Annotated in this window: 22 protein-coding genes; 3 read left to right on the top strand and 19 right to left on the bottom strand. The window is 71.6% G+C overall.

Annotated elements, in window-relative coordinates:
• Positions 1 to 23 precede the first annotated feature (23 nt).
• The 8 genes from KHP12_RS16690 to KHP12_RS16725 form a co-directional block, all read right to left on the bottom strand.
• Positions 24 to 1,367: a class I SAM-dependent RNA methyltransferase gene (locus KHP12_RS16690; protein WP_211833121.1), complete on the bottom strand. Its 1,344-nt coding sequence runs from the start codon at positions 1,365 to 1,367 to the stop codon at positions 24 to 26.
• Positions 1,368 to 1,522: 155 nt separating this feature from the next.
• Positions 1,523 to 3,619, bottom strand: a complete 2,097-nt coding sequence (locus KHP12_RS16695) for an APC family permease (protein WP_211833122.1) — start codon at positions 3,617 to 3,619, stop codon at positions 1,523 to 1,525.
• Between the two features lie 88 nt (positions 3,620 to 3,707).
• Positions 3,708 to 4,823 (bottom strand): cytochrome P450 family protein, encoded by a 1,116-nt coding sequence (locus KHP12_RS16700; RefSeq protein WP_244202504.1) that lies wholly within the window; start codon positions 4,821 to 4,823, stop codon positions 3,708 to 3,710.
• Entirely contained in the window at positions 4,805 to 6,277 is a 1,473-nt protein-coding gene (locus KHP12_RS16705) for a cytochrome P450 (protein WP_086879619.1), read from the bottom strand. Before KHP12_RS16705 ends, KHP12_RS16700 begins: the two co-directional genes overlap by 19 nt.
• Positions 6,274 to 6,885 carry a GTP-binding protein gene (locus KHP12_RS16710; RefSeq protein ID WP_086879620.1) on the bottom strand — a complete coding sequence of 204 codons (612 nt, stop codon included), beginning with the start codon at positions 6,883 to 6,885 and terminating at the stop codon, positions 6,274 to 6,276. Before KHP12_RS16710 ends, KHP12_RS16705 begins: the two co-directional genes overlap by 4 nt.
• On the bottom strand, positions 6,863 to 7,219 hold the full coding sequence (locus KHP12_RS16715) for a DUF742 domain-containing protein (protein WP_037962352.1): 357 nt from the start codon (positions 7,217 to 7,219) through the stop codon (positions 6,863 to 6,865). Before KHP12_RS16715 ends, KHP12_RS16710 begins: the two co-directional genes overlap by 23 nt.
• The gene (locus tag KHP12_RS16720) at positions 7,216 to 7,644 is read right to left on the bottom strand and encodes a roadblock/LC7 domain-containing protein (protein WP_037962350.1); all 429 of its coding nucleotides are present in this window, start codon (positions 7,642 to 7,644) and stop codon (positions 7,216 to 7,218) included. Before KHP12_RS16720 ends, KHP12_RS16715 begins: the two co-directional genes overlap by 4 nt.
• The gene (locus KHP12_RS16725; protein WP_211833123.1) at positions 7,641 to 9,191 is read right to left on the bottom strand and encodes an ATP-binding protein; all 1,551 of its coding nucleotides are present in this window, start codon (positions 9,189 to 9,191) and stop codon (positions 7,641 to 7,643) included. Before KHP12_RS16725 ends, KHP12_RS16720 begins: the two co-directional genes overlap by 4 nt.
• Before the next feature lie 612 nt (positions 9,192 to 9,803).
• Between KHP12_RS16725 and KHP12_RS16730 the strand changes: the two genes are divergently transcribed.
• Entirely contained in the window at positions 9,804 to 10,472 is a 669-nt protein-coding gene (locus KHP12_RS16730; RefSeq protein WP_037962347.1) for a potassium channel family protein, read from the top strand.
• Complete coding sequence (locus tag KHP12_RS16735; protein ID WP_030834322.1) at positions 10,469 to 11,146, top strand: potassium channel family protein; 678 nt, start codon at positions 10,469 to 10,471, stop codon at positions 11,144 to 11,146. Before KHP12_RS16730 ends, KHP12_RS16735 begins: the two co-directional genes overlap by 4 nt.
• Positions 11,147 to 11,361: 215 nt before the next feature.
• On the opposite strand, the gene KHP12_RS16740 is transcribed toward KHP12_RS16735, so the two are convergent.
• The 8 genes from KHP12_RS16740 to KHP12_RS16775 form a co-directional block, all read right to left on the bottom strand.
• Positions 11,362 to 12,183, bottom strand: a complete 822-nt coding sequence (locus KHP12_RS16740; RefSeq protein WP_037962345.1) for a DUF3159 domain-containing protein — start codon at positions 12,181 to 12,183, stop codon at positions 11,362 to 11,364.
• 3 nt (positions 12,184 to 12,186) lie between these two features.
• Entirely contained in the window at positions 12,187 to 12,615 is a 429-nt protein-coding gene (locus KHP12_RS16745; RefSeq protein WP_078559625.1) for an OB-fold nucleic acid binding domain-containing protein, read from the bottom strand.
• Between the two features lie 46 nt (positions 12,616 to 12,661).
• The gene (locus KHP12_RS16750; RefSeq protein ID WP_037962341.1) at positions 12,662 to 13,345 is read right to left on the bottom strand and encodes a response regulator; all 684 of its coding nucleotides are present in this window, start codon (positions 13,343 to 13,345) and stop codon (positions 12,662 to 12,664) included.
• Complete coding sequence (locus KHP12_RS16755; RefSeq protein WP_086885449.1) at positions 13,342 to 15,954, bottom strand: ATP-binding protein; 2,613 nt, start codon at positions 15,952 to 15,954, stop codon at positions 13,342 to 13,344. Before KHP12_RS16755 ends, KHP12_RS16750 begins: the two co-directional genes overlap by 4 nt.
• Positions 15,955 to 16,222: 268 nt before the next feature.
• Positions 16,223 to 17,110, bottom strand: a complete 888-nt coding sequence (locus KHP12_RS16760) for a hypothetical protein (RefSeq protein WP_211833124.1) — start codon at positions 17,108 to 17,110, stop codon at positions 16,223 to 16,225.
• A gap of 308 nt (positions 17,111 to 17,418) precedes the next feature.
• Positions 17,419 to 18,204 (bottom strand): DUF3710 domain-containing protein, encoded by a 786-nt coding sequence (locus KHP12_RS16765; protein ID WP_051573833.1) that lies wholly within the window; start codon positions 18,202 to 18,204, stop codon positions 17,419 to 17,421.
• Position 18,205: 1 nt separating this feature from the next.
• Positions 18,206 to 18,721: a dUTP diphosphatase gene (gene dut / locus KHP12_RS16770; protein WP_037962336.1), complete on the bottom strand. Its 516-nt coding sequence runs from the start codon at positions 18,719 to 18,721 to the stop codon at positions 18,206 to 18,208.
• The gene (locus tag KHP12_RS16775) at positions 18,718 to 19,299 is read right to left on the bottom strand and encodes a PaaI family thioesterase (protein WP_211833125.1); all 582 of its coding nucleotides are present in this window, start codon (positions 19,297 to 19,299) and stop codon (positions 18,718 to 18,720) included. The genes dut and KHP12_RS16775 overlap by 4 nt, the downstream gene beginning before the upstream one ends.
• 59 nt (positions 19,300 to 19,358) lie before the next feature.
• On the opposite strand from KHP12_RS16775, the gene KHP12_RS16780 reads away from it, so the two are divergent.
• Entirely contained in the window at positions 19,359 to 19,805 is a 447-nt protein-coding gene (locus KHP12_RS16780) for a DUF3093 domain-containing protein (RefSeq protein WP_086883182.1), read from the top strand.
• An 18-nt stretch (positions 19,806 to 19,823) separates the two neighbouring features.
• Here the strand turns inward: KHP12_RS16780 and KHP12_RS16785 are convergent, their stop codons facing one another.
• From KHP12_RS16785 to KHP12_RS16795, 3 genes are all read right to left on the bottom strand, one after another.
• Entirely contained in the window at positions 19,824 to 20,630 is an 807-nt protein-coding gene (locus KHP12_RS16785; protein WP_372455305.1) for a hypothetical protein, read from the bottom strand.
• Complete coding sequence (locus KHP12_RS16790; protein WP_009714537.1) at positions 20,540 to 20,842, bottom strand: DUF4193 domain-containing protein; 303 nt, start codon at positions 20,840 to 20,842, stop codon at positions 20,540 to 20,542. The genes KHP12_RS16785 and KHP12_RS16790 overlap by 91 nt, the downstream gene beginning before the upstream one ends.
• Before the next feature lie 406 nt (positions 20,843 to 21,248).
• Positions 21,249 to 22,496, bottom strand: a complete 1,248-nt coding sequence (locus tag KHP12_RS16795) for a sensor histidine kinase (protein WP_086883183.1) — start codon at positions 22,494 to 22,496, stop codon at positions 21,249 to 21,251.
• Positions 22,497 to 22,501: the final 5 nt, after the last annotated feature.

Consider the following 22,501-nt stretch of genomic DNA (forward strand, 5'->3'; position numbering starts at 1 on the left):
GCGCGGACCCGGAGCCTTCCGCCTCAGCGCTCCTCGCGCACGGGCTCCAGCACCGTCACGCACTCCACGTGATGCGTCACCGGGAAGAGGTCGAAGGCGCGGGTGCGGCGTGGGGCGTAGCCCGCGTCGCGGAAGTACTTGAGGTCGCGGGCGAGGGCCGCCGGGTCGCAGGCGACGTAGGCGATGCGGCGGGCGCCCAGGGCCGCGAGGCGGGTGACCGTCTCCCGCCCCGCGCCCGCGCGGGGCGGGTCCAGGACGATCAGGTCGGCCTCGGTGATCCCGGTGCGGGGCAGCACCTGCTCGACCTTGCCGTGCTCGATACGGACGCGCTCCAGGTCCTGGAGGTTGTGCCGGGCGTCCTCGACCGCGCGCTTGCTCGACTCGATGCCCAGCACCGCGCCGCGCTCCCCCACCCGCTCGGCGATCGCGCCCGCGAAGAGGCCGACGCCGCAGTACAGATCGAGGGCCATCTCGCCCTTACGGGGCATCAGACCCTGCATCACGGCCTCGACGAGGACGTCCGCCGCCTTCGAGTGGACCTGCCAGAAGCCGCCCTCACCGACCCGCCAGGTGCGGCCCGCCGCGCGCTCGCGGACGAAGGGGCGGCCGTGGACGCGGTGCACCAGACGGGCCCGGTCGCGGCCGCGGGACTCGCTGACCCGCAGCACGGAGACCGGCCGGTCCAGCTCCACGATCGGCAGCCGGCCGCCGGGGCGCGGGGTGAGGACCACCTGCCGGTCGGAGGAGCCGGTGGCGGCGATGGCCTCCACGGTGGCGATCTGGGGCCATTCGCGCTTCTCGACGCCGAGTTCGGTGACGCCGGGGGCGGCGATCAGACAGTGGTCGATCGGCTCGACCTCGTGCGAGCGGTGGCGGCGCAGCCCGGGACGGCCCTGCTCGTCCACCGCGTACTGCACCCGGGTGCGCCAGGCCGGGACCTCGCCGCGGGCCACCTTGTCGCCGGGCGCGGGCTCGACCGTGCCGTCCCAGCCCGCCTCTTCCGGGGTGAGCCCGGCCAGCCGGGCCAGCTGCTCGGTGATCACGTCGGCCTTGAGCCTGCGCTGGGCGCCGGGGGCGGCGTGCTGCCAGTCGCAGCCGCCGCACTTGCCGGGCCCGGCGAACGGGCACGGCGCCTCGACCCGGTCCTTGGAGGCGTCCAGCACCCGCACCGCGTCGGCGCGCAGGAAGCGCGCGCCCTCCTCGCCCTCGGTCACCCGGGCGACGACCCGCTCGCCGGGCAGCGCGTGCCGGACGAACAGCACCTGGCCCTCGGCGGTCCGGGCGATGCAGTGACCGCCGTGCGCCACCGGGCCGACCTCGACCTCGTACTCCTCGCCGACCAGCGATGCCTTGGGTTCACTTTGCATGGCGGGTTCAGGCTCCAGAAGGGGTGAGGGGGCGCGGTGGGACAACAGCCCACCAGTCTACGTCGCGCCCGGCCTCACCTCGTCAACGCCCGGACGTCTCGTAGGCCCGCGGGCCTGCGAGACGTCCGGCAGGCGTCACGATCCGCCGGAGCCGCCTAGCCTCCCGGCACCTGCGAGGTGACCCCCGGCTTCTCGCCCTTCGCCCCCTTCTCGCCCCGCTCCCGCTTGGGCGGGATCACCGGGCCGCGCCGCACCGCACCCGGCGCGCTCCACTCGGCCCGCTTGCGGGCCCGCTTCCGGGCCAGCTCGGAGGAGTCCAGCTGCCACGGCACGGAGGTCACCATGACGCCCGGGGTGAACAGCAGCCGCCCCTTGAGCCGCAGCGCGCTCTGGTTGTGCAGCAGATGCTCGTACCAGCGGCCGACCACGTACTCGGGGATGAAGACGGAGACCACATCGCGCGGGCTCTCCCGGCGCAGGCTCTTGACGTAGTCGATGACCGGCCGGGTGATCTCGCGGTAGGGCGAGTCGAGGATCTTGAGCGGTACGTCTATGCCGCGCTCGTGCCAGACCTCCTGGAGCGCCTTGGTCTCGGCGGGGTCCACGTTGATGCTCAGCGCCTCCAGCCGGTGGGAGCGCATCAGCTTGGCGTAGGCCAGGGCGCGCAGCGTCGGCTTGTGGACCTTGGAGACCAGGACGATGGAGTGCACCCGGGAGGGGCGCACCTCCTCCTCGTCGAGCTGTTCGGTGGCCGCCGCCAGCTCCTCGGAGACGCCGTCGTAGTGGCGCCTGATGGCCGTCATGGTGACGTAGAAGATGACCATGCCGAGCAGGGCGACCCAGGCGCCGTGGGTGAACTTCGTCAGCAGCACCACGACCAGCACCAGGCCGGTGAAGAAGGCCCCGAAGGTGTTGATCGCGCGGGCGCGGATCATGCGGCGGCGGGTGTTGGGGTTCCGCTCGGTGGCCAGATGGCGGTTCCAGTGCCGCACCATGCCGGTCTGGCTGAGGGTGAACGAGACGAAGACACCGACGATGTAGAGCTGGATCAGCCGGGTGGAGTCGGCCCCGTAGAGGTAGACCAGGACGGCGGCGGCCGAGGCCAGCAGCACGATGCCGTTGGAGAAGGCGAGCCGGTCGCCGCGGGTGTGCAGCTGGCGCGGCAGGTAGCGGTCCTGGGCGAGGATCGAGCCGAGCAGCGGGAAGCCGTTGTACGCGGTGTTGGCGGCCAGGAACAGCACCAGCGCGGTGGCCGCCGCGAGCACCACGAACAGGAACGATCCGTCGCCGAAGACGGCGGCCGCCACCTGCGAGATCACCGGGTTCTGGGTGTAGTCGGCACCGAGCGGTGCCCCGTTCTTCAGCAGGTCCCGCGCGGGGTTCTCGGCCATCTTGACGTTGGTGGCCAGGGCGAGGGTGATGATGCCGACGAACATGGCCACGGCGAGGCCGCCCATCAGCGCCAGCGTCGTGGCCGCGTTACGGCTCTTGGGCTTGCGGAAGGCGGGCACGCCGTTGCTGATCGCCTCGACGCCGGTCAGGGCGGCACAGCCGTCGGAGAACGCGCGCAGCAGCAGGAAGATCAGCGCGAAGCCGGCCAGCCCGGTCTGCTCGGCGTGCACCTCGTAGCCCGCGGTGGGGGCCTTCATGTCGTCGCCCAGGACCAGCCCGCGGTAGGCGCCCCAGAGGATCATCGCGAAGACGCCGCCGACGAAGACATAGGTGGGGATCGCGAAGAGCTTGCCCGACTCCCGTACGCCCCGGAGGTTCATGAGCGTCAGCAGCAGAATGATCCCGACCGCGCAGAGCGTCTTGTTCTCGACGAAGAAGGGGACGGCCGAGCCGAGGTTCTCCACACCCGAGGAGATCGACACCGCCACCGTGAGGACGTAGTCGACCAGCAGGGCGCTGGCGACGGTCAGTCCCGCCTTGGGGCCGAGGTTGGTGGTGGCGACCTCGTAGTCACCACCTCCGCTGGGGTACGCGTGGACGTTCTGGCGGTACGAGGCGACCACCGTGAACATCAGCACGACGATGGCGATCGTGATCCACGGGCTGTAGTGGTAGGCCGACGCACCCGCCACGGACAGAACGATCATCACCTGCCCCGGCGCGTACGCGACGGAGGACAGGGGGTCGGAGGCGAAGACGGGGAGCGCGATGCGCTTCGGGAGGAGGGTCTCCCCCAGCTTGTCGCTGCGCAGCGCCCGCCCGATCAGGATCCGTTTCGGGAGGTCGGTCAGTTTGGACACGCAGAGGATCGTAAGGGGTAGCCCGGGCCCCCGCCCACCCGCCCACCCCCGGGAAAAGGGGCGGACGGGAGCGCGGACTCCGGGGCGGTCAGGCCAGCCGCGCGGGCAGGGTGCGGTGGCCGTTGGAAATGAAGGACTCCACCGGCTCCAGCGGGTCCTGCCCGGAGGCGAGCGTGAGCCCGGGGAAGCGGTCGAAGAGCGCCGGGAGCGCGATCGCGGCCTCCAGCCGCCCCAGCGGGGCGCCGACGCACAGATGGACGCCGTGGCCGAACGCCAGATGGCTCTTGAGCTGCCGGGTGACGTCGAACGCGTCCGCGTCGCCGTGCACCTCCGGGTCGCGTCCGGCGGCCGCGTAGGCGGCCAGGATCGCGTCGCCCTTGCGCAGCACCACGCCGCCGTCCAGCTCGATGTCCTCCACGGCGTAGCGCAGCGGCAGGTTGGCGACCGGGGCGGAGTGCCGCAGTGTCTCCTCGATCACATCGTCCCAGGTGGCCCGGCCTGCCCGGACGTGCTCGAGCTGCTCGGGCCGGGTGAGCAGCGCGTGGATGGCGTTGTCCAGGAGGTTGACCGTGGTCTCGTGACCGGCCGAGAGGAACAGGGCGAGGGTGTCGGTGAGCTCCTTCTCGCTGAGCCTGGAGTCGCTCTCCTCGTCCCGCACCGCGATCAGCCCGCTGGTCAGGTCGTCGCCGGGCGTCTCGCGCTTGGTGGCCACCAGCTCGCCGAGGACGGCGTACATCTCGCCGTAGGTGGCGGTGACCTCCTCCGCGGAGGCGGAGGTGTGGAAGATGCTGTCCACGACCCGGCGCATCCGCTCGCGCAGGTGCTCGTCCTCGAGCCCGAACAGCTCGGAGATCACCTGGATGGGCAGCGGGTACGCGTACGCCTCGCGCAGATCGACCACCTCGCCCGGCCCGGCGGCGGCCAGGTCGTCCAGGAGCCTGGCGCAGATCTCCTCGATGCGCGGCCGCAGGGCGGCGGTGCGCCGGGCGGTGAACGCCTTGGAGACCAGGGTGCGCAGCCGCCGGTGCTCACCGCCGTAGGCCGTGAACATGTTCTCCACGGCGACCCAGGTGATCAGCGGCCACTCGGGCGAGATCTCACCGTTGTTCCACGCGGGCCAGTGCTGCCGGGGGTCCTTGGAGACCCGGGGGTCGGTCAGCAGCTGTTTGAGCGTGCGCTGGCGGGTTATTGCCCACGCCACCACGCCGTCAGGAAGCTCAACAAGCGTCGCCTCGCCGCCTGCTGCGACTCGGGCTGCCTCTCCGACAATGTCTCGGCCGGCGGGGTCGAGGACGATGGGACGGGGTTCCACTGGCTGCCTCCAGGGCTCTCGTCGAATGGGGCCGACTTGGACACGGACGCCGCGAACGGCTCGGCCCGAGCCGCCGCCTGGGCGGGGAAGCGCACCGGCAGGGCGGCCAGGGCACGGTGGAAGGGTCCGGTCCGCCAGGTCAGCCGCTCGACGGGGACCGCGAGTTCCATGTCCGGGAGGCGGTCCAGGAGGCGCTCGATGGCCACGGAGGCGATCACCCGGGCGGGCCGCTCGGCGGGGCAGCGGTGGGCGCCCGCGCTCCAGGCCAGGTGGGCGCGGTTGCCGGTGCGGCGGTCGGAGGCCAGGGCGGCCTCGTGGTTGGCCGCCGCGTAGCTGATGAGCACCGGGTCGCCCTTGCGCAGCCGTACGCCCGCCACCTCGCAGTCGTACCGGGGGAAGCGGGTGCCGTAGTTGGCCATCGGCGGATCGTTCCAGAGCACCTCGTCCAGGGCGTCCTCGACGGGCATGCTGCCGCCGGACAGCTCACCGGCGAAGCGGTCGTCCGACAACAGCAGCCGCAGCGCGTTGGCGATCAGGTTCTGCTGGGGGTCGGTACCGGCCGCCATCAGCAGGATGATCTGCTGCATCAGCTCTTCGTCGGCGAGCTGCGAGGGGTGCGCGATCAGCCAGGAGGTGACGTCGGCGGCGAGCTGCTCGCGCTTCTCCGCCACCAGGCCGGAGATCCACCGCAGCAGTTCGTCGTTGGCGGCCGCCGCGTCCTCGCCGCTGTCGAAGAGCTTCATCATCGTCTCGACCAGCTTCGGCCCGTCCGCCGGGCGGGCGCCGAAGAGCTGGTTGAAGACCAGCAGCGGGAGCACCGACGCGTACTCGGTGATCAGATCGGCCCGGCCCCGGGAGGCGAAGGCGTCGATCAGTGTCTCCGCGCTGCGCTCGACGTACTCGCTGAGGGCGTGCGGATCCACCCGGTCCAGGCTGTCGGTGATCGCCCCGCGCAGCCGGGCGTGTGCCTCACCATCGCTGAACAGCGCGTTCGGCCGGTACATCAGCATCGGCGCGACCGGGTTGTCCGGCCCCACGGTGCCGTCCTGCACCGCCCGCCAGCCGCGCGGGTCCTTGGCGAACCGCTCGGTGTCGCGCAGGATCTCCAGGCCGAGCTGATAGCTGGTGACCAGCGAGGCGTACACCCCCGGCGAGAGCTCGACCGGTGCGATCGGCCCGAAGGTGGCGCGCATCCGCGCATAGGCGCCGTGCGGGTCGTCGGCGAACTCCTGCCCGTACATCGGTACGGCCGCGCGGGACCCGGTGGCGCCCCCGGCCTCGGTGGGGGCGGCGTGCGCGGGGCAGCCGGGCGGCGGAACGGGCCCGGCGGCTGGACTATTGGTCACACAATCTCCTGAGAACTACGGGTCTGGCGGGCCTGTAGGTACTGGACGAGGGCGATCAGCGCGTGGGTGGAGGAGATCCGGTCCCGGGCGTCGCAGGTCACCAGGGGCGTCTCCGGAAGCAGATCGAGGGCCTCCCGGACCTCCGGCTCGGCGAAGCGGGGAGCGCCCTCGAAGTGGTTGACGGCGACGGCGTACGGCAGTCCGTGTTCCTCCAGGACGGCCATCACCGGGAAGGACTGCTCCAGCCGCCGGGTGTCGGCCAGCACCAGCGCGCCCAGCGCCCCGAGCGTCATGTCCCGCCACAGCCGGGTGAAGCGCTGCTGCCCCGGTGTGCCGAACAGATAGAGCACCAGGGACTCGCTGAGGGTGAGCCGGCCGAAGTCCATGGCGACGGTGGTGGTCGTCTTGCCCTCGGTGCCCCGCAGATCGTCGGTGAGCGCACCGGCCTCGGTCATCGTCTCCTCGGTGCGCAGCGGCCGGATCTCGGACAGCGAGTTCACATAGGTCGTCTTGCCGACCGCGAAGTGCCCGACGACGAGGATCTTCGCCGCCACCCGCACCGTGGCCGGCAGATAGGCCGCCTGGTCAGAGGCGAGCGCGGAGTCCATCGAGCACCTCCTGGAGCAGCTGGACCTCGGGGAGTTCGGCGGGCGGGATGGGGGCCCGCGCGCTGATGTGGCCGCTGTCCACGAGGTCGCCGAGCAGGACCTTGGTGACGCTGACGGGCAGCTCCAGATACCCGGCGACCTCGGCCACCGAGAGCGCCCCGCCCAGACACAGCTCCATGACCCGCCGCTTCTCCGGGCTGAGCCCGGTGAGCGGCCGGTCGGGGTGGGCCATGACCAGGGTCACCAGGTCGAAGGTGTTACGAGTCGGGTAGGCACGGCCGTCGGTCACGACATACGGCCGTACCAATCCTCGTTCGCGCCTCCCCGGACTCATGCGTGACTGCCGATCCCCTGCCGCGGGAGGCCCTGCCTCGGCGGGCTGGTGAGCTCCTTGCCGAGCCGGTCGACGAGCTTCTGCATCCGGTAGCTGACCGCCTCCATGTCCACCGCCTCGGTGGCCGAGACCGCCAGATACGCACCGGGCCCGGCGGCGATCAGGAAGACGTACCCGCCGACGAACTCGACGAGCGTCTGCTGCCAGGGCGTCTCGTGCGGATCACAGAACTCGGAGGTGGAGCGGCTGATCGATTGCAGCCCGGAGAGTGCGGCGGCTTGGCGCTCGGCCTCGTCGCGCGCGATGCCCTGGGAGTGTGCCCGGAGCATCCCGTCCGCGGAGAGCAGGATCGCGTGCCGCGCCTCCGGCATCTTGACGACCTCGTCGAGCATCCAGCCGAGCTCGTTGTTGAGATGGTCGTTCATGCCTGGCGATTCCCTTCGTCATGGTCAGGGGCGGAGTCCTGGGTGGCGGAACGGCCGGAGCGGGTGCCGCGGGCGAACGCCCCCATCCGCGAAGCGGTTTCCTTCGCCGACCGCACACGGAACGCGCCCGTGTCGGGGTCGGCGGCGCCGGTCTGCCCGGCGCCGGTGGTCCAGTCGCCGGGCGGCGGGGTGGCGGCGGCCTCCCGGCGGCGGCGCTTGGGCAGACCGCCCGCCGTGGTGCCGTACACGCGTGTGGCCTCGCCGTCGGGGGACGGCTGGGGCGCCGGGGCGGGTGCCGGTTCCGGGGCGGATGCCGACGGGGCCGGGGCCGGGGGCTGGGCCTGGTGCGGGGCCGGGGCCTCGTGCGGGACCGGCGCCTGGTGCGGGGCCGGGGCCTGGTGCGGGATCGGGGACGGCTCCTGCGCCTGGGCCGGGACGGTCGGCGCCTGCGGCGCCCTTCTGGGGGGACGGGTCCGACGGGAGGGCAGGGTGTGCAGCGGCTCGGCGCCCTCGGGGTCCTGCCCGGCGGTGCCCGGCCGCCCGTCGGGGTCGATGTGGGTGAGCAGCTCGGTCGGCAGGAACAGCACGGCGCGCACACCGCCGTACGGGGACCGGGTGTCCACCGAGACGCTGAAGCCGTACCGCGCGGCCAGCAGGCCCACCACGGCGAAGCCGAACTGCGGCGGGTCGCCGAGCCGGGAGACGTCCACGGCGCGCTGGCCGGAGAGCAGGTTGGCGGCGCGCTGGACCTCCAGGCCGTCCATGCCCACACCGGCGTCGTCGATCACGATGCAGGCCCCGTTGTGCACCGGCTGGAGGCTGACCTCCACCGAGGTGTTGGGCTGCGAGTGGCGGGCGGCGTTGTCCAGCAGCTCGGCGACCGCGAGCACGGCGGGCTCCACGGCCCGGCTCACCACGGCGACGTCGATCAGGGTGTGCACCTGCACCCGCTGGTAGTCGCGGATGCGGGACTTGGCGCCGCGGACCACATCGGTCAGCGAGGAGGCCAGCCGCTGCCGGCCGGGCCAGGAGCCGCAGAGCACCGCGATGGCCTGGGCGCGCCGGCCGAACTGGGCGTTGGCGTGGTCGATCTCCAGCAGGTCCCGCAGCACATCGGGGTTGTCGTGCCGCTCCTGCATCTCGGAGATGGAGACCTGCTGTTCGTTGGCGAGTCCCTGGACGGCTCGCATGGACGCCTTGAGCGCCGCCTTGGCGGAGGCGTCGGCGCGCGTCTGCGCCTTGTCCACCGCTCGGGTGAACTGCTCCATGACGGCGTGCAGGCTCTGCGCGAAGGCCGTGCCGGCCAGCTTCTCGTCGCGCAGGCCCGGCAGCGGGCCGGGCTGGCTCAGCGCGTCGGCGATCGAGGGGAGGCGTACGTCGACGAGGTGGCGCACCTCCTCGTCACGGGCGCGCAGGCTGTCCTCGAGCGTGGCGTTGCGCCTGCGGACTCCGGCGGTGATCTGCCGCTGGCGGATCAGAAGCACCAGGACGACGAGAAGCGCGGCGGCCAGACACCAGCTCACCGCCTCCGATATGTGATCAGTCATCAGGAACCTCGTGCAGGGGAAACGCGGGCGCGGAAGGAACGCTCAGAGCCCTGATGTCCCGTCCGGAAACGGAATACGACGATCATCTTAGCCGTGTCGTGACCTAGCGTCCGACACCCATGACAAAGTTCGAACCAGCGGGAATCACCCGCCATTTGTCATGTGGTTTCGGTGAAGATCCGGGATTTCAGACGAAGATGAAGGGTCGCGACCACCTGAGGAGCGCCGTAACCCGGGCCCACCGTAGTGGTCACGGCTGATCACCGACAGCTTTTTCACTGGGCATCCGCAACCGGAAATGATCGTTACCTCTTTCCACCCGGCGTGTCCGCGATCACCTTCGGCCAGCTCCGCTCATCACCGATCACCGTGGGAACTTTCGCGCTATGTCATACGTCACCACCTTCATTCCCGGACCGTCGCGCGCGGACGAGGGAGCGGGCCGCCGGTACGGATACGGTGGGGACAGGTGCCGCGGCGGCCGATTCCCGTCGTCCCCGGGCACCGGCATCGGGGTCCCGCCCCGCTGTCGCCCCGTAGGTCCTGGAAGGAAGATGTGAGCAGGGTGTTTGCGCAGGTCGGCACGGTCATCAGGAGTGCGGGGTAGGACGCATGCATATCGTGATCATGGGCTGTGGCCGGGTGGGCGCGGCCCTCGCCCAGACCCTGGAGCAACAGGGGCACACGGTCGCGGTCGTCGACCAGGACCCCACCGCCTTCCGCCGCCTCGGTGCGGGCTTCGGCGGGCGCCGGGTGACCGGTGTCGGCTTCGACCAGGACACCCTGCGCGAGGCGGGCATCGAGGAGGCGGGCGCCTTCGCCGCGGTCAGCAGCGGCGACAACTCCAACATCATCGCGGCCCGGGTGGCCCGCGAGATGTTCGGCGTGGAGAACGTGGCGGCCCGGATCTACGACCCCCGCCGCGCCGAGGTCTATCAGCGCCTCGGCATCCCGACCGTGGCCACGGTGCGCTGGACCGCCGACCAGATGCTGCGGCGGCTGCTGCCGTCCGGCGCGGAGCCGCTGTGGCGGGACCCCAGTGGCGGGGTCCAGCTGGCCGAGGTGCACATCTCCCCGTCGTGGGTGGGCCACAAGGTCAGCAAGCTCCAGGAGGAGACCGGTGTGCGGGTCGCGTTCCTCACCCGGCTCGGCGAGGCGATGCTGCCGACCTCCGAGACGGTGCTCCAGGAGGGCGACCTGGTGCATGTGATGATGCGCACGGACGAGGTCGAGAAGGTCGAGGCGGCCTTTGAAAAGGGTCCCGAGGAGGCAGGGCGATGAGGGTTGCCATTGCCGGTGCGGGCGCCGTGGGGCGTTCCATCGCGAGCGAGCTGCTGGAGAACGGGCACGAGGTGCTCCTCATCGACAAGGCGCCGACCGCCATCTCGGTGGAGCGGGTGCCACAGGCCGAATGGCTGCTGGCCGACGCCTGCGAGATCACCTCGCTGGACGAGGCGGCGCTTCAGCGCTGCAACGTGGTCATCGCGGCCACCGGTGATGACAAGGTCAACCTCGTCGTCTCGCTGCTCGCCAAGACCGAGTACGGGGTGCCCCGGGTGGTCGCCCGGGTCAACAACCCCAAGAACGAGTGGCTGTTCAACGAGGCGTGGGGCGTCGATGTGGCCGTCTCCACCCCGCGTCTGATGTCGGCGCTGGTCGAGGAGGCGGTGAGCGTCGGCGATCTGGTGCGGCTGCTCCGCTTCAGCCACGGCGACGCCAACCTGGTGGAGCTGACGCTGCCGCCTGAGGCGGCGCTGGTGGGCACCCGGGTCGGCGATGTGGAGTGGCCCGAGGACACCACGCTGGTCACCATCATCCGCGGCACCCGCGTGCTGACCCCGAACAAGGACGATGTGCTGGAGGCCGGGGACGAGCTGCTGTTCGTCGCGGCGCAGGCGCGCGAGGAGCAGCTCGAGCAGCTGCTGTCCGTCCAGCGCCAGGACGCCGCCGGTTAGGCCGCCGGTCGGGCCGGTCAGGCCGTGAACTCCCGCCCTGGGCTCCCGGCTCGGGAGCCCAGGGCGGCGGGCCTCAGTGCCGGGGCGGCTAAGCAGGTCGGAGGAAGTCCGCTACGGTTCGGGCAGCGCCCCGAAGGGGCGCGGGGAACTGCGCGACCAGCCACGATGCGGCCGCAGACGCACGACGGCATCTCGTGGCACTTCCCGCGGAGCGCTTAGTGCCGCGGCGGCTGCCGGTCGGCGGATTCGGTACGGGCCTCGGTCACGATCTGGCCGGTCCACTCCGAGAGCAGCGGATCGGCGGCCTTGTCGGCCTCGGCCTTCGCCCGCTCACGGTCCCGCTCGGCCTTCTCCTCCGCCTCCATCTCCGCGATGACGTCGATCGGCGGCGGGGCCTTGGCCAGGAAGATCCAGGTCAGATAGACGCAGAGCAGGAACGGCGGAATGCCGAGCGCGACCTTGACCCAGCCGAGCTGGGTGGCGTCCCCCCACCAGTAGAGCGGGAACAGCACCGCCGACTTGGCCAGCAGGATCAGCCCCCACGCCCAGGTGGACCGGGTGTAGGCGCGGAACCGGCCCGGGTTGCGGGTGCGCCAGGAGAGGTTCTCCTTCAGCATCGGCCCGAGCAGCACGCCAATGAGCGGGAAGCGGAAGATCGCCGAGAGGATGTAGGCGATCGCCAGGCCCAGGGTGTAGAGCATGCCCGGCAGATAGAAGTTCTTCGCGTCGCCGGACATCATCGCGAAGATCGCGCCGAACGCGACCCCGAAGACCCCGCTGAAGGCGTGCTTCAGCGTCTCCTTGCGCACCAGCCGGGTGAGCCCGAGCAGCACGCTGAGGCCGAGCGCGGCGATCGCGGCGAGGTGGATGTCCCGCTTGATCGTGTACAGCAGGACGAAGACCAGACCGGGGACGGTGGTGTCCACCATGCCCCGCACCCCGCCGAACGCCTCCAGGAGCGCGGTGTCCGCCGCCGCCCTGCTGTCGGCGGCGGTGCGTCGGTGCCCGGTCGGGGGCGTCTTGTCGTCTGGCGTCACCGGCTACTCCTGTCCGAGCGGTCGGAGTTCGTACTTCGGATTGAACAGCACCCGGCGCCCATGGCTCATGGAGATCCGGCCCGAGGCGATCAGCTTGCGCCCCGGTTCTATCCCGATGATGGAGCGACGGCCCAGCCACACCACGTCCAGCGCGGCGGTGCCGTCGAAGAGCTCCGCCTCCAGTGCGGGAACTCCGGCCCGCGGCCTGAGGGTCACCGTGCGCAGCGTGCCCGTCACCTTGACGATCTGACGGTCACCGCAGTCGCCGATCTTGGTGCAGCCCGCGGCCTCCGCGTCCTGCTGCAACTCGGCGGAGTGCAGTTCCTCCTGGGAGCTCGACAGCCGGTCCAGCATCCGCCGGAACCGGCCGACCGGTTTGTCGGACCTGTCTCCCCTGTCAGCCCCGTCGGAGGGGTGGCGTACGGAACTCATACGGCCAGCGTACCGGTGCGCCATCGGCGAAACGCCGTCCCCGCGCTCATCGCTCGAACCGGTAGCCCATGCCCGGCTCGGTGACGAAGTGCCGCGGATGCGAGGGGTCGGCCTCCAGCTTGCGGCGCAGCTGCGCCATGTACACCCGCAGGTAGTTGCTCTCGGTGCCGTACGAGGGGCCCCAGACCTCCTGCAACAGCTGCTTCTGGCTGACCAGGCGGCCGGCGTTGCGCACCAGGACCTCCAGCAGATGCCATTCGGTGGGGGTCAGCCGCACATCGCGGCCGTCGCGATGGGCCTTCTTGGCGGCCAGGTCGACGGTGAACGCGTCGGTCTCCACCACCACCGAGTCCTCCGGCCGCCCGACCGGCTCGGCGCGGCGGACGGCCGCGCGCAACCGGGCGAGCAGCTCGTCCATGCCGAACGGCTTGGTGACGTAGTCGTCCGCCCCGGCGTCGAGCGCCTCGACCTTCTCGTCCGAGGTCTGACGGGCGGAGAGCACCAGGATCGGCACCCGGGTCCAGCCCCGGAGCCCCCTGATCACCTCCACCCCGTCCATATCGGGCAGTCCGAGGTCGAGCACGATCACATCGGGATGGCGGGCGGCGGCGAGCCGGAGTGCGGTGGCACCGTCCGAGGCCGCGTCCACCTCGTACTTGCGCGCCTTCAGGTTGATCACGAGGGCGCGCACGATCTGCGGCTCGTCGTCCACCACGAGCACCCGGTTCATCTGGCGGGCCTGCCTTTCCGTGTCGTTGTGCCTGACGTGGAGCCGACCTGGACCGGGAGGCCGGGGGCGGCCGGCGGGCGGTCCCGGGCGACACGCAGCGTGAGCACCATGGTCATCCCGCCACCGGGGGTGTCCTCGGCGGTCAGCCGCCCGCCCATGGCCTCGGCGAAACCGCGGGCGACGGCGAGCCCGAGGCCGACCCCGGCGCCGCGCGGGGCGTCCCCGTACCGCTGGAAGGGCTCGAAGATACGGTCCTTCTCGCTGTCCGGCACGCCCGGCCCGCCGTCGGCCACGCGCAGCTCCACCCGGTCGCCGAGGGCGCTCGCGGAGACCAGCACGGGGCGGTCCGGCGGGCTGTACTTCACCGCGTTCTCCACGATGTTGGCGACGGCGCGCTCCAGCAGCCCGGGGTCGACCGCGACCATCGGCAGCTCCTCGGGGATGTCGAGGGCGACGTCGGTCTCGGGGACGCCGACGAGCGCCATCGGCACCACCTCGTCCAGGTCGATCTCCCGGATGAGCGGGGTGACGGTGCCGGTCTGGAGCCGGGAGATGTCCAGGAGGTTGCCCACCAGGTGGTCCAGCCGGTCGGCGCCGCTCTCGATGCCCTCCAGCAGCTCGGCCTCGTCCTCCGCCGACCAGGCCACGTCATCGGCGCGCAGGGAGCTCACGGCCGCCTTGATGGCCGCGAGCGGGGTGCGCAGATCGTGGCTGACGGCGGCGAGCAGCGCGGTGCGGATGCGGTTCCCCTCGGCCAGCTCGCGGGCCTGCCCGGCCTCCTGGGCCAGCCGCTGCCGGTCGAGGACGACGGCGGCCTGGGCGGCGAAGGCGGCGAGTACCCGGCGGTCCTCGGCGGGCAGGACCCGGCCGGAGAGCGCGAGCGCCATATGATCGCCGACCGGCATGTCCACCTCCGCGTCCTCGGGCCGCTCGGGCGGCGGGGTGCCGCCGTGGCCGCCGACGCTGCCCGCGCAGGTCCAGGGGGCGACATCGCTCTCCCGCTCCAGCAGGGCGACGGAGTCCATGGCGAACGTCTCGCGGACCCGCTCCAGCAGCGCCTCCAGGCTGGTCTCGCCGCGCAGCACGCTGCCCGCGAGGAAGGACAGTATCTCGGACTCGGCGCGCAGCCGGGCGGCCTGATGGGTGCGGCGGGCGGCGAGATCCACCACGGAGGCCACACAGACCGCCACCGCCACGAAGATCGCTATGGCGACGATGTTCTCGGGGTCGGCGATGGTCAGGGTGTGGGTGGGCGGCGTGAAGTAGTAGTTGAGCAGCAGCGATCCGACGGCCGCCGAGGCGAGCGCGGGCACCATGCCGCCCAGCAGGGCGGCCAGCACATTGAGGAACAGGAAGAGCAGCACCTCGTTGGCGAACCCGGGCCCGGCCTCGGAGGCGAGGGTGGCGCCGGTGGCGGTGAGCAGCAGCGTGAGCAGGGCCGGTCCGGCCACCCCGACCACCCAGCCCGCGATCAGCCGGGAGCGGCCGAGCCGGGCGCCGCGCGCCACCGGCAGCCCGCGGCCCTTGGCGACCTCGTCATGGGTGACGATATGGACGTCCAGATCGGGCCCGGACTCCCGGGCCACGGTGGCGCCCACCCCGGGCCCGAACATGTACTGCCAGGTCTTGCGGCGGCTGGAGCCGAGCACGATCTGGGTCGCGTTGACCCCGCGGGCGAACTCCAGCAGCGCCCCGGGGATGTCCTCCCCTATGACGTGGTGGAAGGTGCCCCCGAGGTCTTCGACGAGGGTGCGCTGGACCGCCAGCTCCTTGGGGGAGGCCGAGGTCAGACCGTCGCTGCGGGCGATGTAGACGGCGAGGATCTCGCTGCCGGAGCCCTTGGCCGCCATCCGGGCCGCCCGGCGGATCAGCGTCCGCCCCTCCGGGCCGCCGGTCAGCCCGACGACGATGCGCTCACGGGCCTGCCAGGTGGAGCGGATGGAGTGCTCGTCGCGGTACTGCTGGAGGTATTCGTCCACCCGGTCGGCGGTCCACAGCAGGGCCAGCTCGCGCAGCGCGGTCAGGTTCCCGGGCCGGAAGTAGTTCGACAGCGCGGCGTCGACCTTGTCGGGCGCGTAGATGTTGCCGTGCGCCATGCGGCGGCGCAGCGCCTGGGGCGACATGTCGACCAGCTCGATCTGGTCGGCCCGGCGCACCACCTCGTCCGGGACGGTCTCCCGCTGGCGCACCCCCGTGATCGACTCCACCACGTCCCCCAGCGACTCCAGGTGCTGGATGTTGACGGTGGAGACGACGTCGATGCCCGCCCGCAGCAGCTCCTCGACGTCCTGCCAGCGCTTCTCGTTCCGGCAGCCGGGGACGTTGGTGTGGGCGAGCTCGTCGACCAGCGCGACGGAGGGGCGGCGCGCCAGCACCGCGTCCACGTCCATCTCGCTGAAGGCGGACCCCCGGTACTCCACCTCCCGGCGGGGCACCTCCTCGAGCCCGTGCATCATCACCTGGGTGCGCCGGCGGCCGTGGTGCTCCACGAAGCCGACCACGAGGTCCGTGCCGCGCTCGACCCGGCGGTGCCCCTCGGACAGCATCGCGTAGGTCTTGCCGACGCCCGGTGCCGCACCGAGGTAGATCCGCAACTTTCCGCGTCCCATGCCCCTATTTTCCCTGTTGGACGGCGCCTGAGCGCTCGGCGAGCCTCCGGCGGGCGATACCCGTCGAGCAAACCCCGCCCCCGGCCGGACCGGCCGTCCCTTGACGCCTCCCTTACGGCCGGCGGCGCCCTCTTGACGCGTCTCTGACGCGCGGCGCCCGAACACCCCGGGGCAAACCAGCAGGAAAAAGCCGGTGGGCCGTACTCCGCAGAGAAGAGTACGGCCCACCGGTAGACGCTCACATCGGGCCGGGCCTTACGCCGTCGGCTCAGCCGGACGCGAGCGAGCAGCCCGCCAAGGCGTCAAGACCGGAGGGGGCGGTCGAGCCCTGGCGGGAGATCGAGAGTTCGATGCGGTCGATCGTCGAGGCGCGCTTGTCCTTCAGCGGGCCGAGGATCGCGTTCTCTACGAAGTTGGGGCCACCCTCGCCCGCGGAGGAGGCCAGCCGCTTGTTGGCCTCGTCGAGCTGGGTCTGGAGCAGCGCGAGATTGCGGTCCACCTCGGCCTGGGCGGCGGCCGGTACGTCGCCGATCCCGGAGGCGACATCGGGGCAGCTGATCGTCTGGCCGGAGCCCGCACCGGCCCCGCCGCCCTCCTCCTGCCCGCCCTGGTCGGCTCCCCCGCCCTGCTCTTCCGCGGGCTGGGACGCGGCCGCGGTCGGGCTCGCGGCGCCGCCCGCCTCGCCGCCCGCGCCGGTGTCGGAGCCCGCTCCCGCCCCGCCGTCCGACAGCGTGCACTCGGCGAGCGCGTCCAGCCCCGCCGGCTTCTCGGCATGCCGTCCTATGGAGATCGCGATGCGGTCCAGGGTGGACTTCCGCTTGTCCGCCAGCGGCCCGAGGATGGCGTTCTGCACGAAGTTGGGGCCGCCCTCGCCCTGGCTGGTGCTGAGCCGCTTGTTGGCCTCCGCCAGCTGGGTGTCCAGCAGGGCGAGGTTGCGGTCCACCTCGGCCCGGGCCTCGGCCGGGATCTCCGGGAGGGAACCGGAGACGGCGGGGCAGCTGATGGCCGAGGCCGCCTTGGTCGACGCACTGGCGTCGCCACTGCCGTCCTGACCGGCCATGGCGGCTCCCACCACGACGGCCGCACAGGTGATACCGCCGATCGCCCCGGAGAGGAGGATTCTCCGGCGGTGGAGTAACGGAAGGCCACGCGACATCTGATCACTCACCTCGTTGAGGTCGGACAGGGGGTGTCTCTCGCGACGCGCCTTCTCCCCCTCGGAGCGCCACAAGGTCTCGCGCCCATGAGTACGGCCGGTGCGGCGGGTGTGTTCAACGGGTTCCGGGAAATCCCCAAAAACCCGAAGGGAAGGCTCCGGAACATGCCGAAGGGGCCCGGGGGCCTGCCCCGGGCCCCTTCCGGGCCTTGGCTCTCCGCCGTACGCGAGCTGCCGTACGCGAGCTCTCATGCGCCGTACGCGAGCTCTCCGTACGCGGTACGCGAGCTCTCGTGCGCGAGGGCCGCTCAGCGCACCTCGGAGATCTCCGGGCCGCGCTGGAGCCGGTCGGCGCCGCCCGCGAACCGCGAGCCCTGCGCCTCGTCCTGCTGCACCCCGTCGGGCACCATCTGCGCGTCGTCCGGCAGCTTGAGGACGATCGGGTCGCGCGGGGCCATCGGGCCCTCGCCGCGCACCACGACCGTGTCCCGGAAGATCGCTTCCAGGAGGCTGCCGGTCTCGGGCTGCACCGCGCCCTGCCCGGAGATCACACCGCGCAGGAACCAGCGGGGCCCGTCCACGCCGACGAAGCGGACCACCTGCACACCGTTCTTGCCGTCCGGGAGCTGCACCGGCACCTGGGCGCGCAGCTCCCAGCCGAGCGGACCCTCGACCTCGTCCACGATCCCGCCCTGCTGGGTGATGCCGGTGGCGATCTCGTCGCGCACCTCGCCCCAGATGCCTTCCTTCTTGGGCGCGGCGAACCCCTGGAGCTGCACGGCGCTGTCCCGCAGCACCACGGTCGCGGCGACGATCGCGTCCCCCGCGACCTCCACCCGCAGCTCCATGCCCTCCACGCCGGGCACGAACAGACCACCGAGGTCCACCCGACCCTCGCCGGGCTCACGCACCTCGGACACGTCCCAGGGGCCCTCGGGGCGCGGGGCCGGAGGCAGGCTCACCCGCTCGCTCTCCACGGGTGCGGCGGTGTCCTCAGCGCCGTCCGCGTCCTCCGCGTCCTCGGCCAACTCGTCGGAGGTCACGTCGAGCGACTCGACGTCCTCCTTGCTGCGCTTGCGGCGACGTCCGAACACGTCATCGTCCTTCCCGGTCGGAACCGACCGAAGCGTATCCATTCCCACCCGTTGTGCCGTCCACGGCGGCATGACCGCCGGTGGACCCGAAGCCCCCTTCGGCCCGCGCCGACCCGGGAAGCTCCGCCACCTCCTGGAAGCGCACCTTCTCGACCTGCTGGACGACCAATTGGGCGATCCGGTCGAAGCGCTCGAACCGCACGCTCTCGCGCGGGTCCAGATTGACCACGATCACCTTGATCTCTCCACGGTACCCGGCATCGATGGTCCCCGGGGCATTCACCATGGCGACGCCGCAGCGCGCGGCGAGTCCGGACCGTGGATGCACGAAGGCGGCATACCCCTCCGGGAGCGCGATAGACACTCCGGTGGGCAGGACCGCGCGCTCCCCGGGGGCCAGCTCGGCGGGCTCGGTGGTGACCAGATCGGCCCCGGCGTCGCCGGGGTGGGCGTAGCCCGGGACCGGCACCTCGGGGTCCACCCTGCGGATCAGCACGTCGACGGGGAGCGGGCTCATGGGTTCACCTCGAAAGCGCGCGCGACCTTCACCTGATCCGGATCGGCGAGCGCCGCGTCGATCTCCTCCGCCCGGCCGTTCTCGATGAAGTGGTCGACCCGCACCTCTATGAAGAGGGCCTGCGCCCGCACCGCGACGGGGCCGTCGGGGGCGTCGATCCGGCCCGTGGCCGAGCAGTAGATCTTGCGGCCGTGCACGGCGTTCACCCGTGCCTCCAGGTGGAGCTCGGCGCCGACCGGCACGGGCCGTACGAAGTCCGTCTCCAGCCGCCCGGTCACCGCGATCACCCGCTGGAGCCAGTTGAGCGACCCGAGCGTCTCGTCCAGCGCCGCGGCCAGCACCCCGCCGTGGGCCAGGCCCGGCGCGCCCTGATGGCCGCCGCGCACGGTGAACTCGGCGGTGACGCTCACGCCCTCGCCCGCCCGTGTGGTCAGCCCCAGGCCCCCGGCCTTGTCGCCGCAGCCGAAGCAATGGTCGTAGTGCGCGCCGAGGACCTCCCCGGGCGCGGGCGCGTCGGGGTGGCGCACGGGGGCCTTGGAGCCCTCCGGCGGCGTCAGCCCTGTCGTTCGTCCACTCACAACGGCTGACCTTACCCGCGAGAACAGTCCGGGTAGGCGGCCGTGCCAAGCTGATACGCATGCAGCCTTACGAAGAACGCCTCAGCGCGCCCCGTTCCTGGTGGTTCATCGCCGTCCTGATGGGGGTCTCAGTGGGGTTGATCATGCTGCCGTTCGGCACCCTGCCGATGCTCGGCGGGCTGATCGGCGGGGCGGCACTGGCCTGTGTGGCGGTGAGTTCGTACGGCTCGGCGCGGGTGCGCGTGGTGGCGGACTCGCTGGTGGCCGGCGAGGCGAAGATCCCGGTGTCGGCGCTGGGGACCCCGGAGGTGCTGGACGCCGCCGAGGCGGCCGCCTGGCGGTCCTACAAGGCCGATCCGCGGGCGTTCATGCTGCTGCGCAGCTACATCCCGACCGCGCTGCGGGTGGAGGTCACCGATCCGGAGGATCCGACACCGTATGTGTATGTGTCCACACGGAATCCGGAGGCGCTCGCCGCCGCGCTCACGGCCGTGCGCTCGGCGTGACAGGGGCGCGCGAGGAGCTCATTTCTCCAGGGCCACGGGGAGGTCCCAGGGGACCTGCTTGGCCCGCAGATCCTTGCGGACCTTGCGCGCGAGCTTCTTGGTGTCGCGCCGGTTCATCACGGCTCCCACGGCCGCGCCGATCATGAAGGGCGCCAGGGACGGCATGTTCCGGAAGCCGCGTCTGAGGACCTGCTGCCGCAGCTCGCGCTTCATCTGGACGCCGAGAGCCGCGTTGACGGTCGCCGGCTGGGCGACGTCGATACCGCGCTCCTCGGCCCAGGCGCCGAGGTAGGCGACGGCGCGCTGACGCGTGGAACCGGGCGCGCGCACCCCGTAGACCTCGTGCAGCTCGGCGATCAGCTTGAACTCTATGGAGGCCACGCCGACGATCTCGGCGGCCAGCTCGGTGGGCATGGCGGGCGGGACCGGCAGCATCGCCGCGGCACCGACGCCCGCGCCCACTGTGGCGGTGCCGCCCGCGGCACCGGCCACCAGCTTGTCCGCGAGCTCTTCGGGGCCCAGCCCCGGGAACTGCTTGCGCAGCGTCGCGAGATCGCGGACAGCAATGCGTGGAGCGTTCGTGATGATCCGGTCGGCGACCGCGTAGACCCCCGCTCTCGCGCGCTCACCGCCTCGTCGCGCACCACGGCCGACAGCGGTCGCGAGCGAGGCCACCCGGCCTCGCTCGGTCTCGTTCATGTCGTCGTGTTCCGCCTCCACGCCGACCCCGCGGCTCAAGCCGCGCAGTCGCGGCAGATCGGCTGGCCGTTCTTGGTCTCGGCGGCCAGCTGGCTGCGGTGGTGCACAAGGAAGCAGCTCATGCAGGTGAACTCGTCGGCCTGACGGGGCAGGACCCGGACGGACAACTCCTCGTTGGAGAGGTCCGCACCGGGCAGCTCCAGGCCCTCGGCCTGCTCGAACTCATCCACGTCCACGGTGGACGCGGACTTGTCGTTCCGCCGGGCCTTCAGTTCCTCGATGCTGTCCTCGTTGACGTCATCGTCGGTCTTGCGTGGGGTGTCGTAATCCGTTGCCATGTCTGTCTCCCCCTCTGGGTGTCTGTGGTGTCTCCAGCGCACGTAACGCGTGAGAGGCCGGACTTGTGCCCGACCCGAGGCGGAGATTTTGCCTCACATCAAGGTCTGTTACTCAATCGACACCCAACCGCACCCCTGAAGAGGTGATCGGGTTGGATGGCCATCGGGACCGTACACGGTCCGAATGTCGCACTCACATGCGCCATGACGTGTACTTCCCGTGATCACGGCCCCTGAAAACCCGGATTTTCCCGGCTTTCTGTCGCCCGTGACGATCACACAGAGTATATGGCCGGAAAATCGCCCATGTGATCGATCACACACCCTACATCGGGTGGTCGGATCCCGAAAATTCCGCCCAAAGCGAACAGGTCCCGGCGAGCCCCCGGCCGCGGGCTCTTCTCCATCACACCGGCAGCACCACCCGCATCACCAGGCCTCCTCCCTCGCGCGGCTCCGCCGCGATGCGGCCGCCGTGGGCGCGCGCCACCGAGCGCGCGATCGACAGCCCGAGGCCGACGCCCTTGTCGCTGCCGGTGCGCTCCGTACGGAGCCTGCGGAAGGGCTCGAAGATGTTGTCCATCTCGTAGGCGGGGACCACCGGGCCGGTGTTCGCGACCACCAGCACGGCCTGGCCCTGCCGGCTCTCGGTGGTGACCTCCACCCAGCCGTCCTGGGCCACGTTGTACCGCACCGCGTTCTGGACCAGGTTCAGCGCGATCCGCTCGAGCAGCACCCCGTTGCCCTGGACCACCGCGGGGGCGCGCTGCCCGCGCAGCTCCACGCCCTTGTCCTCCGCCTCCGCCCGCACCTGCTCCAGCGCCTGGGAGGCCACCTCGGCGAGGTCCACCGGCTTGCGGTCGACGATCTCGTTGTCGCTGCGGGCCAGCAGCAGCAGGCCCTCCACCAGCTGCTCGCTGCGCTCGTTGGTGGCCAGCAGGGTCTTGCCCAGCTGGGTCAGCTCCGGGGACGCCTGTGGGTCCGAGAGCTGCACCTCCAGCAGGGTGCGGTTGATCGCCAGCGGGGTGCGCAGCTCGTGCGAGGCGTTGGCGACGAACCGCTGCTGGGCGGTGAACGCCCGGTCCAGACGCTCCAGCATCTCGTCGAAGGTGTCGGCGAGCTCCTTGAGCTCGTCGTCCGGGCCATCCAGCTCGATCCGGCGGGACAGGTCCGAGCCCGCCACCTGGCGAGCGGTCCGGGTGATCCGGCCGAGCGGCGAGAGCACCCGCCCGGCCATCGCGTAGCCGAAGGCGAAGGCGATCACGGACAGGCCCAGCAGGGCTATCAGGGAGCGGCGCAGCAGCCCGTCGAGGGCCAGCTGGCGCTGCTCCTTCATACATGTGTTCAGGACCGCGTTGAACTGGTCGGGGCTGCTCTGGCCGATGATCTCGGGGCAGGTGTTGTTGGTCGGCTGGACACTGCCGCCGACCAGCTTGAACGGCAGCTCGTTGCCGACGTGCAGGGCCTGAGCGGCCAGCAGGTAGATGATCGTCAGCAGCACCACCCCGGCGATCAGGAACATCCCGCCGTACAGCAGGGTGAGCCGTATCCGGATCGTGGGGCGCAGCCAGGGGTTGGTGCGCGAGCCGGCCTGCGGGTCCCAGCTGGGCTTGGGCGGCACCGTCGGCGGCAGCGGAGTCGGAGTCGTCGCCATGCCCG

The sequence above is a fragment of the Streptomyces asiaticus genome (assembly GCF_018138715.1).
Classification (GTDB): domain Bacteria; phylum Actinomycetota; class Actinomycetes; order Streptomycetales; family Streptomycetaceae; genus Streptomyces; species Streptomyces asiaticus.

Excerpts from the sequence above, each read along its gene's own strand:
- dut (WP_037962336.1), bottom strand. The coding sequence starts at position 18,721 with ATGAGCCCGCTCCCCGTCGACGTGCTGATCCGCAGGGTGGACCCCGAG.
- KHP12_RS16790 (WP_009714537.1), bottom strand. The coding sequence starts at position 20,842 with ATGGCAACGGATTACGACACCCCACGCAAGACCGACGATGACGTCAAC.
- KHP12_RS16795 (WP_086883183.1), bottom strand. The coding sequence starts at position 22,496 with ATGGCGACGACTCCGACTCCGCTGCCGCCGACGGTGCCGCCCAAGCCC.
- KHP12_RS16730 (WP_037962347.1), top strand. The coding sequence starts at position 9,804 with ATGCATATCGTGATCATGGGCTGTGGCCGGGTGGGCGCGGCCCTCGCC.
- KHP12_RS16745 (WP_078559625.1), bottom strand. The coding sequence starts at position 12,615 with ATGAGTTCCGTACGCCACCCCTCCGACGGGGCTGACAGGGGAGACAGG.
- KHP12_RS16710 (WP_086879620.1), bottom strand. The coding sequence starts at position 6,885 with ATGGACTCCGCGCTCGCCTCTGACCAGGCGGCCTATCTGCCGGCCACG.
- KHP12_RS16755 (WP_086885449.1), bottom strand. The coding sequence starts at position 15,954 with ATGGGACGCGGAAAGTTGCGGATCTACCTCGGTGCGGCACCGGGCGTC.
- KHP12_RS16760 (WP_211833124.1), bottom strand. The coding sequence starts at position 17,110 with ATGTCGCGTGGCCTTCCGTTACTCCACCGCCGGAGAATCCTCCTCTCC.
- KHP12_RS16690 (WP_211833121.1), bottom strand. The coding sequence starts at position 1,367 with ATGCAAAGTGAACCCAAGGCATCGCTGGTCGGCGAGGAGTACGAGGTC.
- KHP12_RS16715 (WP_037962352.1), bottom strand. The coding sequence starts at position 7,219 with ATGAGTCCGGGGAGGCGCGAACGAGGATTGGTACGGCCGTATGTCGTG.
- KHP12_RS16780 (WP_086883182.1), top strand. The coding sequence starts at position 19,359 with ATGCAGCCTTACGAAGAACGCCTCAGCGCGCCCCGTTCCTGGTGGTTC.
- KHP12_RS16720 (WP_037962350.1), bottom strand. The coding sequence starts at position 7,644 with ATGAACGACCATCTCAACAACGAGCTCGGCTGGATGCTCGACGAGGTC.
- KHP12_RS16750 (WP_037962341.1), bottom strand. The coding sequence starts at position 13,345 with ATGAACCGGGTGCTCGTGGTGGACGACGAGCCGCAGATCGTGCGCGCC.
- KHP12_RS16725 (WP_211833123.1), bottom strand. The coding sequence starts at position 9,191 with ATGACTGATCACATATCGGAGGCGGTGAGCTGGTGTCTGGCCGCCGCG.
- KHP12_RS16735 (WP_030834322.1), top strand. The coding sequence starts at position 10,469 with ATGAGGGTTGCCATTGCCGGTGCGGGCGCCGTGGGGCGTTCCATCGCG.